At 41.4% G+C, this 14,127-nt stretch carries 21 protein-coding genes; 15 read left to right on the top strand and 6 right to left on the bottom strand.

Annotated features, from left to right (window positions below):
- Nucleotides 1-13: 13 nt before the first annotated feature.
- From eno to AAYR28_RS15585, 6 genes are all read left to right on the top strand, one after another.
- Complete coding sequence (gene eno, locus AAYR28_RS15610) at nt 14-1,306, top strand: phosphopyruvate hydratase (protein WP_120207708.1); 1,293 nt, start codon at nt 14-16, stop codon at nt 1,304-1,306.
- Between the two features lie 258 nt (nt 1,307-1,564).
- Nucleotides 1,565-1,834 carry a hypothetical protein gene (locus AAYR28_RS15605; RefSeq protein WP_120207706.1) on the top strand — a complete coding sequence of 90 codons (270 nt, stop codon included), beginning with the start codon at nt 1,565-1,567 and terminating at the stop codon, nt 1,832-1,834.
- 58 nt (nt 1,835-1,892) lie between these two features.
- The gene (locus tag AAYR28_RS15600) at nt 1,893-2,660 is read left to right on the top strand and encodes an ATP-binding cassette domain-containing protein (RefSeq protein WP_120207704.1); all 768 of its coding nucleotides are present in this window, start codon (nt 1,893-1,895) and stop codon (nt 2,658-2,660) included.
- Complete coding sequence (locus AAYR28_RS15595; protein ID WP_120207701.1) at nt 2,632-4,029, top strand: hypothetical protein; 1,398 nt, start codon at nt 2,632-2,634, stop codon at nt 4,027-4,029. Before AAYR28_RS15600 ends, AAYR28_RS15595 begins: the two co-directional genes overlap by 29 nt.
- A complete protein-coding gene (locus AAYR28_RS15590) occupies nt 4,026-4,394 on the top strand; it encodes a metalloprotease family protein (protein ID WP_120207699.1) in 369 nt (122 codons plus the stop codon). The genes AAYR28_RS15595 and AAYR28_RS15590 overlap by 4 nt, the downstream gene beginning before the upstream one ends.
- Nucleotides 4,391-4,672, top strand: coding sequence for a hypothetical protein (locus tag AAYR28_RS15585; RefSeq protein WP_024426069.1), 282 nt, complete (start codon nt 4,391-4,393; stop codon nt 4,670-4,672). The genes AAYR28_RS15590 and AAYR28_RS15585 overlap by 4 nt, the downstream gene beginning before the upstream one ends.
- A 21-nt stretch (nt 4,673-4,693) precedes the next feature.
- Here AAYR28_RS15585 and AAYR28_RS15580 read toward each other — a convergent pair whose 3' ends face one another.
- Both AAYR28_RS15580 and AAYR28_RS15575 read right to left on the bottom strand, forming a co-directional pair.
- Nucleotides 4,694-5,158: a GNAT family N-acetyltransferase gene (locus AAYR28_RS15580; RefSeq protein WP_034280940.1), complete on the bottom strand. Its 465-nt coding sequence runs from the start codon at nt 5,156-5,158 to the stop codon at nt 4,694-4,696.
- 14 nt (nt 5,159-5,172) lie between these two features.
- The gene (locus AAYR28_RS15575) at nt 5,173-5,637 is read right to left on the bottom strand and encodes a hypothetical protein (RefSeq protein ID WP_041115645.1); all 465 of its coding nucleotides are present in this window, start codon (nt 5,635-5,637) and stop codon (nt 5,173-5,175) included.
- A 119-nt stretch (nt 5,638-5,756) separates the two neighbouring features.
- Between AAYR28_RS15575 and AAYR28_RS15570 the strand changes: the two genes are divergently transcribed.
- Nucleotides 5,757-6,389, top strand: a complete 633-nt coding sequence (locus tag AAYR28_RS15570) for a MarC family protein (protein WP_034280938.1) — start codon at nt 5,757-5,759, stop codon at nt 6,387-6,389.
- A gap of 54 nt (nt 6,390-6,443) precedes the next feature.
- Here AAYR28_RS15570 and AAYR28_RS15565 read toward each other — a convergent pair whose 3' ends face one another.
- Nucleotides 6,444-6,980 (bottom strand): GbsR/MarR family transcriptional regulator, encoded by a 537-nt coding sequence (locus AAYR28_RS15565; RefSeq protein ID WP_034280936.1) that lies wholly within the window; start codon nt 6,978-6,980, stop codon nt 6,444-6,446.
- A gap of 269 nt (nt 6,981-7,249) precedes the next feature.
- On the opposite strand from AAYR28_RS15565, the gene AAYR28_RS15560 reads away from it, so the two are divergent.
- From AAYR28_RS15560 to AAYR28_RS15545, 4 genes are read left to right on the top strand one after another with little or no spacing between them, the layout of a single operon-like run.
- Nucleotides 7,250-8,398, top strand: coding sequence for a betaine/proline/choline family ABC transporter ATP-binding protein (locus tag AAYR28_RS15560; protein ID WP_025094044.1), 1,149 nt, complete (start codon nt 7,250-7,252; stop codon nt 8,396-8,398).
- Between the two features lie 13 nt (nt 8,399-8,411).
- The gene (locus AAYR28_RS15555; protein WP_034280933.1) at nt 8,412-9,065 is read left to right on the top strand and encodes an ABC transporter permease; all 654 of its coding nucleotides are present in this window, start codon (nt 8,412-8,414) and stop codon (nt 9,063-9,065) included.
- Nucleotides 9,066-9,078: 13 nt separating this feature from the next.
- The gene (locus tag AAYR28_RS15550) at nt 9,079-9,996 is read left to right on the top strand and encodes an osmoprotectant ABC transporter substrate-binding protein (RefSeq protein WP_120207697.1); all 918 of its coding nucleotides are present in this window, start codon (nt 9,079-9,081) and stop codon (nt 9,994-9,996) included.
- Nucleotides 9,997-10,017: 21 nt separating this feature from the next.
- Nucleotides 10,018-10,707, top strand: a complete 690-nt coding sequence (locus tag AAYR28_RS15545; protein ID WP_120207695.1) for an ABC transporter permease — start codon at nt 10,018-10,020, stop codon at nt 10,705-10,707.
- Between the two features lie 77 nt (nt 10,708-10,784).
- Here AAYR28_RS15545 and AAYR28_RS15540 read toward each other — a convergent pair whose 3' ends face one another.
- The 3 genes from AAYR28_RS15540 to AAYR28_RS15530 form a co-directional block, all read right to left on the bottom strand.
- On the bottom strand, nt 10,785-11,105 hold the full coding sequence (locus AAYR28_RS15540) for a winged helix-turn-helix transcriptional regulator (RefSeq protein ID WP_024423485.1): 321 nt from the start codon (nt 11,103-11,105) through the stop codon (nt 10,785-10,787).
- A 70-nt stretch (nt 11,106-11,175) separates the two neighbouring features.
- Complete coding sequence (locus tag AAYR28_RS15535; protein WP_120207693.1) at nt 11,176-11,577, bottom strand: helix-turn-helix domain-containing protein; 402 nt, start codon at nt 11,575-11,577, stop codon at nt 11,176-11,178.
- Nucleotides 11,578-11,715: 138 nt separating this feature from the next.
- Entirely contained in the window at nt 11,716-12,111 is a 396-nt protein-coding gene (locus tag AAYR28_RS15530) for a helix-turn-helix domain-containing protein (protein WP_034280928.1), read from the bottom strand.
- Nucleotides 12,112-12,265: 154 nt separating this feature from the next.
- Between AAYR28_RS15530 and AAYR28_RS15525 the strand changes: the two genes are divergently transcribed.
- The 4 genes from AAYR28_RS15525 (at nt 12,266) to AAYR28_RS15510 (ending at nt 14,118) form a co-directional block, all read left to right on the top strand.
- A complete protein-coding gene (locus AAYR28_RS15525; RefSeq protein WP_024719830.1) occupies nt 12,266-12,499 on the top strand; it encodes a helix-turn-helix domain-containing protein in 234 nt (77 codons plus the stop codon).
- Nucleotides 12,500-12,536: 37 nt separating this feature from the next.
- Nucleotides 12,537-12,827 (top strand): AbrB/MazE/SpoVT family DNA-binding domain-containing protein, encoded by a 291-nt coding sequence (locus AAYR28_RS15520; protein ID WP_024423481.1) that lies wholly within the window; start codon nt 12,537-12,539, stop codon nt 12,825-12,827.
- Nucleotides 12,828-13,013: 186 nt separating this feature from the next.
- Entirely contained in the window at nt 13,014-13,247 is a 234-nt protein-coding gene (gene secG / locus AAYR28_RS15515) for a preprotein translocase subunit SecG (protein ID WP_003212746.1), read from the top strand.
- A 124-nt stretch (nt 13,248-13,371) separates the two neighbouring features.
- A complete protein-coding gene (locus tag AAYR28_RS15510; protein WP_034280925.1) occupies nt 13,372-14,118 on the top strand; it encodes an alpha/beta hydrolase in 747 nt (248 codons plus the stop codon).
- Nucleotides 14,119-14,127: the final 9 nt, after the last annotated feature.

Here is a 14,127-nt window from a genome sequence, read left to right as displayed (position 1 = left end):
AGAGAAATTAAACATGCCATACATTGTTGACGTATATGCACGCGAAGTATTAGACTCTCGCGGTAACCCAACAGTTGAAGTAGAAGTTTACACAGAATCTGGCGGCTTTGGCCGTGCGCTTGTTCCAAGTGGTGCTTCTACTGGTGAATATGAAGCAGTAGAACTACGTGACGGAGACAAAGACCGTTACCTTGGAAAAGGTGTTCTGACAGCTGTAAACAACGTAAACGAAATCATTGCACCAGAGCTTTTAGGCTTTGATGTAACAGAACAAGTAGCGATTGACAAAATGTTAATCGAACTTGACGGAACAGAAAACAAAGGGAAATTAGGCGCAAACGCAATCCTTGGTGTATCTATCGCTGTAGCACGTGCGGCTGCTGATTTCTTACAAATTCCACTGTATCAATACCTTGGTGGATTCAACTCCAAAACGCTTCCAGTACCGATGATGAACATCGTCAACGGCGGAGAGCATGCGGATAACAACGTAGACATTCAAGAATTCATGATCATGCCTGTAGGTGCACCGAACTTCCGTGAAGCACTTCGCATGGGCGCTCAAATCTTCCATAGCCTGAAATCTGTATTAAGCGCAAAAGGCTTAAACACAGCTGTAGGTGACGAAGGTGGATTCGCTCCAAACCTTGGTTCTAACGAAGAAGCACTTCAAACAATCGTTGAAGCGATCGAAAAAGCTGGCTTCAAACCAGGTGAAGAAGTGAAACTTGCAATGGATGCTGCATCTTCTGAGTTCTACAACAAAGAAGACGGTAAATATCATTTATCAGGCGAAGGTGTTGTGAAAACATCTGCTGAAATGGTTAACTGGTATGAAGATATGGTATCGAAATACCCAATCATCTCTATTGAAGACGGCCTTGATGAAAACGACTGGGAAGGTCACAAACTATTAACTGAGCGCCTTGGCAGCAAGGTTCAGCTAGTAGGAGATGACTTGTTCGTTACAAATACGAAGAAGCTATCTGAAGGAATCAAAAACGGCGTTGGTAACTCAATCCTGATCAAAGTAAACCAAATCGGTACATTAACTGAAACATTTGATGCAATCGAAATGGCAAAACGCGCAGGATATACAGCTGTTATCTCTCACCGTTCTGGTGAAACTGAAGACAGCACGATTGCAGACATCGCTGTTGCAACAAACGCTGGACAAATCAAAACAGGTGCTCCGTCTCGTACAGACCGTGTGGCGAAATACAACCAATTACTTCGCATCGAAGATCAATTGGCTGAAACAGCACAATATCACGGCATTGCAACATTCTATAACTTGAATAAATAATGTCAGCTATGCGCTGCGTTCCGTTCTTTCATGAGAGCGGGACGCAGCGTTTTTTTGTGTTGAGCGAAAATCCGGTGGCTAATTCATTTGGCTTATCCTATTTCTGTAAAAAATCCTCCTTCAGTTAGAGAAGAAGCCAAAATCCCCTCCATTTATAAGCACTAAATCATGAAAAATCGACTAAAAATATGATCTGAAATGAACTTATGCTTTCTGTAAGGAGGTGGTATCATTTTACATATATTAGGGGGTGATGAGATGCTGAATCCTTTTAGCCTTCGTTTTCCAGTAGGTGTGTATATGTATGTCCTTCACCTATTGGCGGCATATAATGAAAGGAAGCAACGAATTTTAACTTCTAAGAATGTACAGAAAAACGCATTTTGGATTTATGTCCTTGCCGCTATATTAGGCATTATTTCACTTGGAGCATTGATTTGGGCATGCAAGACCTTTGGACGGGGCTCGAAATTTTTAGGAGAGTTCAAATTATTAGGCATGTACGTTAAAATCCAGTGCGGTTTTTAACAGGGATGAGAACAGATGCAAGGTCATCTGTTTTATCTGAAACAAACGGAGGGATAGGATGCTGACATTACAATTAAAAGAAAAAACATATAGCCGCACCTTCTCTCTCCGTAATATTCAAATGAATGTCGAGAAAGGGCAGATGCTGCTGCTTTTGGGGCATAATGGTGCGGGAAAGACGACGATAATCCAATCCATGTTTGGGCTGACACCATTTATAGGATGCGTCACTTTACACGGTAAACAGCTGAACCTTCAATCCTCAGAACACATCTCCTTGTTGAAAAAACATGTTTCCTATATTCCTGACGAGCATTCGTTGTTCGATTATTTATCACCGAGGGAATACTTTCAATTACTTCAGCTGCCAAATGAGCAAGATGTCACACGGGAGGAGACGTTCATCGAACTGTTTGAGCTGGGTTCATATATGGATCAGCCTATCGCTCAGCTGTCTCATGGCAATCAAAAGAAAACGCAGATCATTTCCCAGCTCCTCAGGCCATGTGATTATTATGTGTTCGACGAGCCAACGAACGGACTTGATCCAGATATGATGATCATCTTAAAAAAGGTGCTCATGAAGCTGAGAGATCAAGGCGCTGGCATTCTCATTTCAACCCATCATTTGAGCTTTGGTGATACGCTTTATGACCATCTCATGATCTTAAGAAATGGTGACGTCAAGCTGGATATGTCCCGCCAAGAAACGAATCAGACATTTCCTCATCAGGCACTTGAAGAGATTTATAAAGAAGTGAATCGAGATTACTATATGCAGGTGGAGAGGTTACTCAATGATCTGGACACGACACGTTCTTCATAAAATAGAATGGGGGATGCTGACTACAAAAGGAAAGCAGCTCGCAAAAAAGTACCCTATCCAGCTTCTCGCAGCCGCGGTTTTTTTCTTGCTCATGTATGCGATATACGTCGTCATCAGCCTGCGCTTTTTCATGCAGGCAGGAGAAAGTGAGCCGGCTGCTCTATACCTCCAATTGATGAAAATGACGCTTTTACTTTTAGGCGCAGCTATTTTGTTATCCCGCAATAAATTAAAGCGACAGGAATATCAATTCTACTTTTTGAATAGTGCGATACAAAGTGTGCCATTTGTCCTTTATGTGTATTTCTTTCCGATGCTCTTTTGTTTTCTCATGGTAGGACTGCTTTTTTTACCGATTGTCTTAGGCCTTTTGATCAGCGGTGTTACGCCATCTTTGTATTGGATAACGGCTGTATGCATGACTTGCTGTGTACTGGCGCTGCTTGCACTTGCTTCTTGGATGGTGATGCGGATTGCTGTGAGCCATTTCGTATCTAAAACAAAAGAGCATTTGCTGCTGCAAACGCTAGGCTTTGCGGTGCTGAATCTATTGGTGTTTCTCCTTTTGAAAAAAGCAATGGAGATGATCCGTGTATGGCCATCAGTCTATCTCATATTTCTGGTGATCCTTCTAAGCGCTGGCTGGCTATGGCTGAAGGGGTTAGCGGCTTCTTATGTCCATCGGATGTTTTTGCAGCTGAAAACAGAGGTAAAGTCGTTTTCTTACAAGAAAATCAGAACGCAATCTTCCTTTCTGACGCACCTGCGGCAGGAATTGGTCTATTTCAGCCGGTCAGCTGTTTTTAAAGAACAGGGCATTTTGTTTTTATTTCTCGTTTGTTTGACGGCGGGGCTGCCATTTGTTTTTACACCGGTAGAAACCGGCTGGCTGTATGCCTTTATTGTGCAGTATGCATTAAAGGAAATATTGATCATGCTTCCGCTGATGATTGGCAGAGAATATCATATGAATCAAAGGGCTATTTTTATGTTAAATACATCAAAGAGTGCTTATTTATTGTCTAGAATTTTATTTTATTACGCTATTAATTTGTTGACATATTTTGTGTTTATTTGGCTTGCATCTATGGTGATAGGCATTGAAAGTGAAGGGCATGGCCTCGCAAGTTTGTCCATTTTGTTGATCACTGCCATGGCGGCCTGTACAGGGTTTATCGTGAAGATCAGTGAGTTCAATAAACTGTTTGTCATCGTGATGATGATTGCTGTATTCAGCTTCATCGATATGCTTTTATTGAAGTGGCTTTCATCAGATGTGTATCTTCTCGCCACCGCCTATCTGCTAGGTTCACTTGCATTCTTTATCTGTATATATGCTGTCATGTTAAAGAGGCCTGTCTTGCGATGATAGAACTTGTGTGCAGTTTCCTAGCGGTTGTGGTGATACATGAACTCGGTCATATACTAATGGTCATGGTGTGTAACAAATTCGAAAAAAGGCCGCTCTTTGATTTTGTGATAACGATTGATCGGAAGCATGTGGCGGTTGTCCATGAAACGTTTGGCCGGCCGAGCTTCAATATGATGGTGGCACTTGCAGGGCCGCTCTTTCCGGTGCTTTGTTCGATTTTGCTTTTTATGATATGGAAGCATCCGGTCAGTCATCAGCTGCTGTTTTTTTCTTTACTAAATACGGTGATGCTGCATCCAGCTTGTCCAGACGGGAAAAATATCACAGCCAGTTTAAAAGAGATGAAGGAGAGAAAGAGATGATCAAAGTATTTCATTCGTTTTCCAGCGGTATAACACTTGCGATGCTGTATGTATTTGCTGTGTTTATGACCCCTGTTTTTTTACTGCTGCTAGAGGTCAATCATGTTGAATCAAGCCCAACATTGTTTGGCATGCCATTTTATATCATGAAAATTGAAGAGTATCAATTCAGCTCAGAGGCGACGCTCTTTGGATGTGTGGTCTGTTTTTTAGCTGGCGCCGTCCTTTATTTCTTCATTCAATATGTGAAGCATGTGGTAAAAAAGCGCAGAACATAAAAAAGCAGACGGAACAAAACATCAGTCTGCTTGCAAAGTGAGTGACAGCCGTACCATATCCATACACTGAATGCCATTTTCAAAAATCGGTTCATCATAATGCTTTAGAAAGAAATCGTGGTCAATAGATGTCATGCGGAAGCCGCATTTCTGATAAAGTGCGAGCTGCTGAATGCTCGAGTTGCCTGTGCCGATTTCAACTGTGTGAAATCCGGCGGCTTTCGCTTCAGCAATGGCATGGCGGATCAGCTGCTTCCCAATTCCTTTTCCTTGCCATGATTCCTTCACGGCGACATTAATGATTTCGACTGTCTGCTGAGACAGAGATAAAAGCACATAGACGCCAATCACGTCCTGATCATGATACGCGGCATAACAAGAGCCGGATTGCACATAAGTAAGAACCTTTTCCTTGGAAGGATCAGCTAAGAGTAAAAGATCCATAGGAACAGATTGATCACCTGACAATGGCTGAATGTGTATCATGTTTTTCATCCTTTCTATTCTTTAATATACCCTTGTTTCACACCCCAATCATATTGATCCTGTACCCATTGTGAGGGCGGATTGTGGGTGACATTTGGGTCTTTTTTGACAGTTGGTTTCCTTGCAGCCTGTGCTCTCTGCTTATTCGCTTGAGCAGTGGCTTTCGCTGCTGTCAGCTCTTTTTGAAGCTGGTCAATTTTTGCCTCAAGCGCTTTACGCTGCTTGACTTCTTTTTGATAGGCTTTCTTTTCGTTTTTGAGCTTTTTCGACATGGTCGACAGTTTCTTTTTTTGATCTTCGTTTTCATGCTTCATATCCGCTTGATCTGATTTCAACTGCGAAAGCTGCTCAGTGTTCGTTTTGCTTTCTTGCTGATGTTTTTCCTCTGCTGCTTTGATGGTCTGCTGCTGCCAAACCATCCAGCCGGCTGCGCCTAAAACCGCAACAGATAGAAGGACGATAGTGATTGTTTTCTTCATGTGTGATTCCCCTTTCAATAAAACCTCTAATAACATCGGTTAAATATATACAGGTTTTAACATCACAAGGGAATATTCACATCAGATTGGCAGACACTATGAAAAAAGGAGGGTGTCTGTTGATTTCCTTTATGATTCATGTCGTGGTCTCATTATTTGCTGTATCAAATCCCATTGGAAACGTGCCTCTTTTTATCACCTTAACAGAGGGATATACAGAGAAAGAACGCTCCCAGACAGCCAAAAAAGCCATTGTGGTCTCTTTCATCATTCTGATTGCCTTTCTATTGGCAGGAAGGCTTATTTTCAAATTGTTTGGGATCGATATTCATGCACTCCGCATCGCTGGAGGTATTTTTATTTTTGGTATCGCTTACAATTTACTGAATGCAAAGGAGTCACATGTCCAAAATCCACATTCTGAAGAAAAGGCAGAAAGCAAAGAGAAAGCGGATGTCTCCGTTACGCCGCTGGCGATCCCGATCATCGCTGGTCCTGGTACAATCGCTACAGTGATGAGCTTAACCCCGGGAAGTCAAGTGATGCTTCACATGTTTGCCATTGTAATTGGCATTGTCATCGTTCTGGCAATGACCTTTTATGCCTTTCATTATTCAAGTTTCATTATGCGGAAAATGGGGAAAACAGAGATGAATGTCGTGACGCGGTTAATGGGATTAATTCTTGCTGTAGTGGCAGTTGAGATGATCGGCGCAGGCTTAAAAGGGATGTTTCCAATGTTTATGCAATAAGTGTATATAAAAAAGCTGTTTTTTCTACAATGATGTAAAATAAAACAGCTTTTTTTAAGGTTTCGGCACATGCTTAAACACTTCTTCACTTTCAAAGAATTCAATTAAGCGGCTAATCCAATCATAGTAATCAAGACTTTCCTTGATTTCTGAAAGAAGCAGATTGATTTTATCCTCTGTCTCTTCTGGCAGGTCGTCCTGTTCAAGCAGCTCCAGCAATTCCTTGCACGTTTTCTTATGTGCCTTGCGGTTTTTGCTGACAACTCGGGACCAATTGGCTGCAAACAAGGAAATAAACGTTTGGTATTGATCTTGCTCAACGTCATATAGATCTTTACGTATTCCTTTTTCATAAACCTTTTCCGCAATATTCAAATCAAGCATTTCTCGAACGACTTGACTCATTCTCGTTTTGCTCATGCCTGTCGCCTCTGATAGCTCCCCAAGCGTCATTGGTTTACGGTTCATGTGAATGATACCAAGCACTCTACCCACTGTAGAAGAAAGACCAAAGGCATTCATGTTCTCGGCAGCTTTTTCAATATAATGATCCTGTGCTTTTTGAATGGCGCCTAACGCTAGCTTGTCCACTCCCCGATTCATCCCTTCACGACTGACAATTTGTAACACAATATATCATATACCTGTTTGTTGATGAAAACAATAAATATTGAGTATTTGCTCGTAATTTGGAGGAAAAAGGAGAGATCTCTATCTATCAGGCCGTTAACTGAAAATTTTAAATAAATGTTATGCAATACAAACACATCATAAACTTTTTATTTTATAAAGTTTGCACTATAATAAATAAGGTGTAAATTTTCTGAAAATATTGATCCGACTAATTGGAGGTGTCTCATTTGCTGAAACTAGAGAATGTATCTAAGACGTATAAAGGCGGAAAAAAAGCTGTCAAAAATATTGATTTAGAAATAGCAAAAGGAGAATTTATTTGTTTTATTGGACCGAGTGGCTGTGGTAAGACAACAACCATGAAGATGATCAACCGACTCATCGAACCTTCCTCAGGAAAAATCTTCATCGAGGGAGAAAACATTATGAAAAAAGATCCAGTTCAATTAAGAAGAGAAATTGGCTATGTGATTCAGCAAATTGGACTGTTCCCCCATATGACCATCGCACAAAACATTTCACTTGTTCCGAAGCTGTTAAAATGGCCGGAAGAAAAACGAAAAGAACGGGCGCGTGAACTGCTGAAGCTTGTCGACATGGGACCGGAATATTTAGAGCGCTATCCTCATGAACTCAGCGGAGGACAGCAGCAGCGTATTGGTGTTCTTCGCGCACTAGCAGCGGAACCCCCTCTGATCCTCATGGATGAACCGTTTGGCGCACTTGATCCAATCACACGAGATTCATTGCAGGAAGAATTTAAGAAACTGCAAAAAACGTTAAATAAAACCATCGTATTCGTCACACATGACATGGACGAAGCTATTAAACTAGCTGATCGAATTGTGATTTTAAAAGATGGAGAGATTGTCCAAGTAGGTACGCCTGACGATATTCTGCGAAACCCAGCCAATGAATTCGTAGAAGAATTCATCGGCAAAGAACGTCTGCTTCAATCAAATCCGAATATGGAACGTGTAGAACAAATGATGAACACGTCACCAGTCACCGTTACAGTTGAAAAAACATTAACAGATGCCATCTACATCATGAGAGAAAAGCGGGTCGATTCTTTGCTTGTAGTAGATGAACATCATGTGCTAAAAGGCTATATCGATATTGAAACAATCGATGCGAACCGCAGAAAAGCAGCTTTTGTTGGTGATATTTTAAATACAGAGTTCTATACCGTACAAGAAGGCGCACTTCTAAGAGACACTGTCCGGAAAATCTTAATACGCGGCATTAAATATGTACCGGTTGTGGATGCAGAAGGGCACTTAAAAGGCATTGTGACACGTGCAAGTCTTGTAGATGTTGTGTACGACTCCATTTGGGGAGACGATACGCCGGCAGCTGTCACTGAAATGAAGTAAGGGAGGTGTACACATGGATCAAATCATCGACTTTCTAGAGAAAAATGGCGGGGAACTCCTCACAAAAATGTGGGAGCATTTATATATTTCCTTAATTGCTGTTGTGCTCGGTATTCTTGTTGCCGTTCCTTTAGGCGTGGTACTCACACGAATGAAGCGAGGCGCAGGTTTTATCATCGGTATCGTGAATATCTTTCAAACACTCCCTAGTTTAGCGATTCTTGCCTTTTTTATTCCTATTTTGGGGGTTGGGAAAATACCTGCAATCGTTGCTCTCTTTTTCTATTCGGTTTTACCTATTTTAAGAAATACGTATGCCGGGGTACAAGGTGTGAACAAAAACTTGCTTGAATCCGGTAAAGGAATCGGGATGACAACATGGGAACAAATTCGTCTTGTTGAACTCCCGCTTGCTGTACCGGTCATTATGGCAGGTGTCAGAACGTCAACGATTTATTTGATTGGCTGGACAACACTTGCAGCCTTTATCGGTGGAGGCGGTCTAGGTGACTACATTTTGATTGGACTTCAGCTGTATCAGCCGGAATTCATTATTGCGGGTGCGATCCCAGTCACAATTTTAGCAGTCATCATCGACCTATCATTAATGAAGCTGGAGAAAAAAGTAACACCTGAAGGCTTAAAAGGATTGAAGGAAGTTTCATAAGGAGTTGGCTTATGTGAAGAATCGAAAAACAAAATGGATCAGTGCACTGCTTGCCGGATGCTTGCTATTGATAAGCGGCTGTTCACTTCCTGGACTAGCCGGCTCCTCAGGGGGCACACTGCGAATTGGAGCACAAAACTTTACCGAATCAGAAATTATGGCCTATATGGTTGGCGATATGATTGAACATTACACAGATAAAAAGACGACCATTGTGAAAAACTTAGGTTCCAACACTGTGCAGCAGAAAGCAATGGAAAACGGAGATGTCGACATTTCTGCCACAAGATATTCAGGCACAGATTTAACAAGCACGCTTGGAATGGATGCGGAAAAAGACCCGGAGCGGGCGATGGAGATCGTCCAAAAAGAATTTAAAAAACGCTATGATTACAAATGGTTTGATTCTTATGGATTTGATAATACGTATGCCTTTGCCGTGACGCAGAAGATGGCGAAGGAAAATAATTTAGAAACGGTCTCTGATTTGAAAAAGAATGCGACCAATTACCGATTTGGGGTCGATAACATATGGCTCAAAAAGAAAGGCGACGGCTATGACGGATTTGTGAAAACATACGGAATCAAATTTGGCAGCACATATCCGATGCAGATTGGTTTAGTCTATGATGCATTAAAAAATGAAAAAATGGATATTGTACTTGCCTATTCAACAGATGGACGAATCAAAGCCTATAATCTCAAAATCTTAAAAGATGATAAACGGTTCTTCCCGCCATATGATGCATCACCAGTAGTCCCGGAGAAAGTCTTAAAAGAAAATCCAGGGCTTGATAAGGTGATCAACAGGCTGATCGGAAAAATCGATACAGAACAAATGCAAGAGCTGAACTATCAAGTCGACGGAGAGCTTCAAGAACCAGCAACCGTTGCGAAGAATTTCTTGAAAAAACACAATTACTTTGAGTAAGATGGGGAGGTGTCACGGCTGATGGACACACTGCAGCAATTATGGACGTATTATCAGCAGAACGGGTCATATGTGTTAGAAGAATTTTATCGGCATTTTCTCATGTCGGCGTATGGGGTGTTGTTTGCGGCGATTGTCGGGATTCCAGTAGGCATCTTTGTCGCGCATTACCGCAAGCTGAGCAATTGGGTCTTTGCCATTACCAACGTCATCCAAACGATACCGGCATTAGCGATGCTTTCCGTGTTGATGCTTGTATTAGGACTTGGCGCAAATACAGTCATCCTATCACTCTTTCTGTATTCGCTTCTGCCGATCATCAGAAACACGTATACAGGCATTGTCAGCATTGAACATGCCTATTTAGAATCAGGTAAAGCGATGGGCATGACGAAATGGCAAGTGCTGAGAATGGTTGAACTACCGCTTGCTTTATCAGTCATTATGGCTGGTTTAAGAACCGCACTGGTCATTGCCATCGGAATTACAGCGATTGGAACATTTGTGGGCGCGGGAGGTCTTGGTGATATCATCATCAGAGGGTCAAACGCCACAAACGGAACAGCCATCATTTTAGCAGGTGCGATTCCAACTGCACTTATGGCTATTATGGCTGACCTTGTCATGGGCTGGCTCGAACGCTATTTAAGCCCGACAAACAAGAAAAAAGAAAGAAAAGCGTTAGCTGAAAAAAACATCACATCTGCTTAAGCGGTTGAAAAGACAAAACCTCCCTTACATCTGTATGGGAGGTTGTTTTATGAAGATCAGGCGGTTCGAATGCTGGTTTATGATTCAAGCGTGATCCATTCAGAGGACCACTTCGCAATTTCCTCAAAAACGGGTGCAAGTGAACGCCCCATATCTGTTAAAGAATACTCAATGCGCACGGGTGTTTCAGCAAAAACCTCCCGTTTTACAATACCTGCTGCTTCCAGCTCTTTTAATCTCTCAGATAATACTCTTCCGCTTAAGTTTGTTAGAGCCGCCTCAATTTCACTAAAGCGCTGCTGACCTGAGAGAAGCTGAAAAACAATCAGTGCCACCCAGCGTTTACTCAATAACTCAACTGCTTTTTCAAACCGCGGGCACATGTCAGATTGATTCATCTTTCTTCACTCCAATCTGAACCCATTATACCGTAAATCTGTTATAAATCGGCGCAAAAAGCTTAAACATTTATGAGGACGAACGGCTGTTTAACATAAATAACAAATAGCGGTTGAGGTCCTCTATTTCTTTTTTCGAAAGGGTCGACCATATGTCACCATCAAATATTTCGAGATCACCAAGTTCATATTGCGCTGCGGCTTCCTTTATTTTGGATAAAGCAAGATCATCTTCCCTAAGCTGTTGGACAGAAGCGGCTTCCTCAATATAGCCCGCAGCCTGCATCAGGTCTTCATAAGGTACCTTTAACGCACCAGCTAGCTTTTTAATCGTAGGAGGTTTCGGAATGCCGCGTTTCCCGTTTTCAATACGAGATATACCGGCAGCGCTGACCTCAGAATACATCGCTAATTGGTTCACCGACAGCTTCTTTTCCTCTCGTAATGCTCTTAAATATGCACCAAAGTTCATTAACGCAAAACCTCACATGGTTATAGATTAGATATGTCTATTTTACTTGATTTGTTGACTATTGGCAATAAGTACACCATGAAAATATTGACATTAGTTAATGGTGGATGTACATTAGGTTTATGCCCCGCTATTTGTTCACCTTTTTTGGTTGATGAGCGTGAGAAAGTATTCATTCAGCTGGCTGATGTCTTGTGCGGAGAGCCTTTCCCATTTGTCCCCGTCAAAAATGGGGAGATGTTCTACATCCTTTTGAAGCGCCGTTTGATAGATTTTTAACATGGACTCATATTTCGGTTTCATTTCATGAACTTGTTCCTGTTCAATATGACCGGCAAGCAGCATTAAATCCTCATAAGGCACCTTCAAGGCGTGTGCTAATTTTTTTATGGTTAAAGGCTTTGGCACACCGCGCTTTCCATTTTCAATACGAGAAATACCAGCAGCGCTTACACCTGAATACATGGCAAGCTGATTGACCGACATTTTTCTATTTTCTCTTAAAATGCGTAATTGTTCACCAAAGTGATTCATGACATCGAACCTCACATTTCAGTATATGACTTATTTTAGTATGATCATTGACCAAAGGAAATAGCAGAGGGGCAAAAGTGTTGACATAAGTTAATGAATCTGCTTGATGTGAGAGTCTTACATGTTGTACATAATGATTCCATAGGAGGTTGTAATGATGGTCGAAAAGATTCAGATCAGGCGGGCTTTTGTCATGCAGTATATGATCGAGAACGATATGTCGTTAAATCAGCTCGCTGATGAAATTGGCATCTCTCCTGCCACACTTAGCAGAGTATTAAATGGTCACCGGAAACCAGGACAGCTAGTCATTGGCAAAATGATTCATTACTTTGATAAAAAATTTGAAGATCTATTTTACTATGAAAACGTTGACAAAAGTCAATAAACGAAATCATCATATCATCATCAAGGAGGAAATGTCATTGAAAAGGACTGGAATGGTCAGACACATTGATTCTCTCGGCAGAATTGTTCTGCCTTCAGAAATGCGCAAGGTACTCAATATTAAAGAAGAGCAGCTGTTAGAAATTTTCATTGAAGATCAAACCATTATGCTGAAAAAATATGATGCAGATAAGAGCTGCCTGCTGACGGGACAAGTGACGAAGTACAACAAAAGCTATGGAAATGGGAACGTGATGCTGAGTCCTGAAGGAGCTGAACGTTTGTTAGTAGAATTAAAACAGCTATTGAAGGAAGAAGCAACTCATTAAAAATGTGTTTTTAACCGAAAAATTGCATATAAAAATGCTGCAGCCAGCACTTTGGAACGAAATTGTATCAAAATAACGAATCAAGTCGACAATATATAGGAAATCTTTATTTTGATGTTTCGTGACATGCACCTTGTTTTCATGTAAAATAAAGTTATGTGTACCAGTTTGTCTGGAGGTGTTTTCATGCACGCATTTGTTATCACATTACTCGTAATTGTCAGTATCGCACTTATCATCGTTGTATTACTACAATCAAGTAAAAGTGCTGGACTGTCAGGCGCTATTTCAGGTGGAGCCGAGCAGCTTTTCGGTAAGCAAAAAGCGAGAGGCCTTGACTTGATTCTTCACCGTTTAACGGTTATTTTGTCAGTGCTTTTCTTCATCTTAACACTTGCATTGGCATATTTAGGCGTGTAAAGCGCGAGTAACAGAAGGTCTGATCTTTTTTCAGACCTTTTTTTATTATCAGCACTCTTTTGTGTTTGTTTCATACATACAAGTGGAAAATATAAACCATACCAGAAGGAAAGGAAGTCACATCATGAAAGTTGTTACACCAAAACCATTTACGTTTAAAGGTGGAGAAAAGGCGGTGCTTCTTCTTCACGGTTTTACTGGGAATACAGCCGATGTTCGAATGCTTGGCCGTTATTTGAACGATAGAGGATATACATGCCATGCACCTCAATATAAAGGACACGGTGTGCCGCCAGAAGAGCTTGTCCATACAGGCCCGGCTGACTGGTGGAAAGACGTTGAAGAAGGCTATCAATTCTTAAAAGATGAGGGTTATGAGGAGATTGCAGTTTGCGGACTATCCCTCGGAGGAGTTTTTTCATTGAAATTAGGTTACACTGTACCTGTAAAGGGAATTGTACCTATGTGTGCACCTATGTACATAAAAAGTGAAGAAGTCATGTACCAGGGTGTACTAGATTATGCCCGTAACTATAAGAAATTTGAGGGTAAGTCAGAGGACCAAATTGAACAAGAAATGGAATCGTTCAAGAAAACACCAATGGATACACTGAGGAGCCTGCAAGAACTGATTGCAGATGTTAGAAACAATGTCGACATGATCTATTCACCTACTTTTGTTGTGCAGGCACGTCACGATCATATGATTAATACAGACAGTGCGAATATCATTTATAACGAAGTAGAGACAGATGATAAGCATTTGAAATGGTATGAAGAATCAGGCCATGTTATCACGCTTGATAAAGAGCGGGAGAAGGTTCATCAGGATGTCTATGCATTCTTAGAATCACTTGATTGGTCAATTTAAATATATAGG

The organism is Bacillus safensis (assembly GCF_039619585.1).
GTDB lineage: Bacteria > Bacillota > Bacilli > Bacillales > Bacillaceae > Bacillus > Bacillus safensis.
The sequence above is the reverse complement of the archived record's forward strand: the minus strand, read 5'-3'. Positions and strand labels throughout refer to the sequence as shown.

What these genes read in the sequence shown, in the direction of transcription:
- AAYR28_RS15580 (WP_034280940.1), bottom strand. Translation starts at nt 5,158, where the DNA reads ATGATACACATTCAGCCATTGTCAGGTGATCAATCTGTTCCTATGGAT.
- AAYR28_RS15605 (WP_120207706.1), top strand. Translation starts at nt 1,565, where the DNA reads ATGCTGAATCCTTTTAGCCTTCGTTTTCCAGTAGGTGTGTATATGTAT.
- eno (WP_120207708.1), top strand. Translation starts at nt 14, where the DNA reads ATGCCATACATTGTTGACGTATATGCACGCGAAGTATTAGACTCTCGC.
- AAYR28_RS15590 (WP_120207699.1), top strand. Translation starts at nt 4,026, where the DNA reads ATGATAGAACTTGTGTGCAGTTTCCTAGCGGTTGTGGTGATACATGAA.
- AAYR28_RS15525 (WP_024719830.1), top strand. Translation starts at nt 12,266, where the DNA reads ATGATGGTCGAAAAGATTCAGATCAGGCGGGCTTTTGTCATGCAGTAT.
- AAYR28_RS15575 (WP_041115645.1), bottom strand. Translation starts at nt 5,637, where the DNA reads ATGAAGAAAACAATCACTATCGTCCTTCTATCTGTTGCGGTTTTAGGC.
- AAYR28_RS15530 (WP_034280928.1), bottom strand. Translation starts at nt 12,111, where the DNA reads ATGAATCACTTTGGTGAACAATTACGCATTTTAAGAGAAAATAGAAAA.
- AAYR28_RS15545 (WP_120207695.1), top strand. Translation starts at nt 10,018, where the DNA reads ATGGACACACTGCAGCAATTATGGACGTATTATCAGCAGAACGGGTCA.
- AAYR28_RS15555 (WP_034280933.1), top strand. Translation starts at nt 8,412, where the DNA reads ATGGATCAAATCATCGACTTTCTAGAGAAAAATGGCGGGGAACTCCTC.
- AAYR28_RS15600 (WP_120207704.1), top strand. Translation starts at nt 1,893, where the DNA reads ATGCTGACATTACAATTAAAAGAAAAAACATATAGCCGCACCTTCTCT.
- secG (WP_003212746.1), top strand. Translation starts at nt 13,014, where the DNA reads ATGCACGCATTTGTTATCACATTACTCGTAATTGTCAGTATCGCACTT.
- AAYR28_RS15510 (WP_034280925.1), top strand. Translation starts at nt 13,372, where the DNA reads ATGAAAGTTGTTACACCAAAACCATTTACGTTTAAAGGTGGAGAAAAG.
- AAYR28_RS15540 (WP_024423485.1), bottom strand. Translation starts at nt 11,105, where the DNA reads ATGAATCAATCTGACATGTGCCCGCGGTTTGAAAAAGCAGTTGAGTTA.
- AAYR28_RS15585 (WP_024426069.1), top strand. Translation starts at nt 4,391, where the DNA reads ATGATCAAAGTATTTCATTCGTTTTCCAGCGGTATAACACTTGCGATG.
- AAYR28_RS15595 (WP_120207701.1), top strand. Translation starts at nt 2,632, where the DNA reads ATGATCTGGACACGACACGTTCTTCATAAAATAGAATGGGGGATGCTG.
- AAYR28_RS15535 (WP_120207693.1), bottom strand. Translation starts at nt 11,577, where the DNA reads ATGAACTTTGGTGCATATTTAAGAGCATTACGAGAGGAAAAGAAGCTG.